This window comes from Micromonospora sp. LOL_015, assembly GCF_048060275.1.
GTDB lineage: Bacteria > Actinomycetota > Actinomycetes > Mycobacteriales > Micromonosporaceae > Micromonospora_E.
Map to the genome: position 1 here is coordinate 1 of NZ_JBHMIO010000131.1, position 1,502 is coordinate 1,502.

At 64.4% G+C, this 1,502-nt stretch carries 1 protein-coding gene; it reads right to left on the reverse strand.

The genetic code is table 11. The features are described 5' to 3' along the window. Window positions 1-115: 115 nt before the first annotated feature. The coding region (gene ltrA / locus ACFHWU_RS29100; protein ID WP_416592295.1) for a group II intron reverse transcriptase/maturase at window positions 116-1,502 on the reverse strand (1,387 nt) is incomplete at its 5' end.

Below are 1,502 nucleotides of genomic sequence, written 5' to 3' on the forward strand. Positions count from 1 at the left end.
CCGCTGAGTAGGCCCGGGGCGCGGTGCCGGGATTGCCCCCGGCCCGTCTCCCCGGACCTCTCGCCGAACCCGCCGTGCGCCTCTCAACGCAACGGGCTCTCCACGGTTTCTGCCGTCAAATCTGTTGCAGGGGCCAGGGAGAGGGGATCGCTGTGCTGCGGTAGCGATACCGGGTCACCGGGATCGCGCTGATCTTCCGCAGCTCGGTCTCGCCCGCCGTGATCGGCTGCCACTGCCCGGAGGCTGTGACGAATCGGCGGCGGACGTCTGACCACGTCCAGTGATGCCGTTCGCGCAGCATGCGGATCAGCCTCCACCAGGTGAAGTTGTCCAACGTGCCAAATGTGTTCTTCGCGACGGCGTGCCGGAAGTAGTTGGCCCAGCCGTGCATGACCATGTTCAAGCTGGTCAGCACGTACTCCAAGTCCTGCTGCGACGTCTTGTAGGTCAGGGCACGGATCTTCGCCTTCACCGACCGCAAGGGCCGCTGGGCGACGAAGGTGTAGACGTACCACTTACTCGTTCCTCGCTTGCGGCGCCACTGGATGCGGAACCCCAGGAAGTCGAACCCTTCACTCATGTGCACGACCCTGGTTTCGGTTGGTGACAGCCGTAGACCGATGGACCGAAGGACGTGAGTGATCTCTTCGCGCAACATTTCGGTGTCCGGTTCGGTCCCATGGACCAGGACCACGAAATCGTCCGCGTAACGGACGATCCGCCAGTTCGGTAATCCCTTGAGACGTCGTCGCCTCCGGCGGGCCTGAGTCGACATCGTCCCGCCTGACTCCCACGCCGCACATCCGTGCTCGTCGAGCATGGACAACGCGACGTTGGCAAGCAGAGGCGAAATGATGCCGCCCTGCGGAGTCCCGGTGCGGGTGTCCTGGAGTTCGCCGAGTTCCGTAAGAACCCCCGCTTTCAGGAACGCCTTCACCAGGGCCAGAACCCGTTTGTCCTTGATCCGCTTCCGGACACGGTCCATCACCGCGACGTGCTCGATCTCGTCGAAGCACGCCTGGATGTCCGCATCCAGCACCCACCGATAGCCGCGGGTCCCAAAGAAGTGGATCTCAGCGACGGCGTCCTGAGCCCGCCGGTTGGGCCGGAACCCGTAAGAGACCGGCTTGAAGTCGGCCTCGAAGACCGGTTCCAGCACCAGCTTCAACGCGGCCTGAACGACCCGGTCGGAGATCGTGGGGATCCCTAATCGCCGAACCTTGCCCGACCCTCCCGGCTTGGGGATCTTTCTCTCCCGCACCGGAAGCGGCCGGAACGTGCCCGCCTTCAGTTGGGCCCGTAGGTCGTCCAGGAAACCGGGGACACCGATCCGCTCTTCGACATCGGCGACCACGAGGCCGTCCACGCCGGCGGTTCGTGCTCCCTGATTGCCGGCAACCCGGTCGAACGCCATGATCAGCGTGGCCGGATCGTGCACGAAATTGAACAAGTCGTCGAACTGGCGGCCAGGATCAGCCACCGCCCAACGGTGAAGCTTGGCC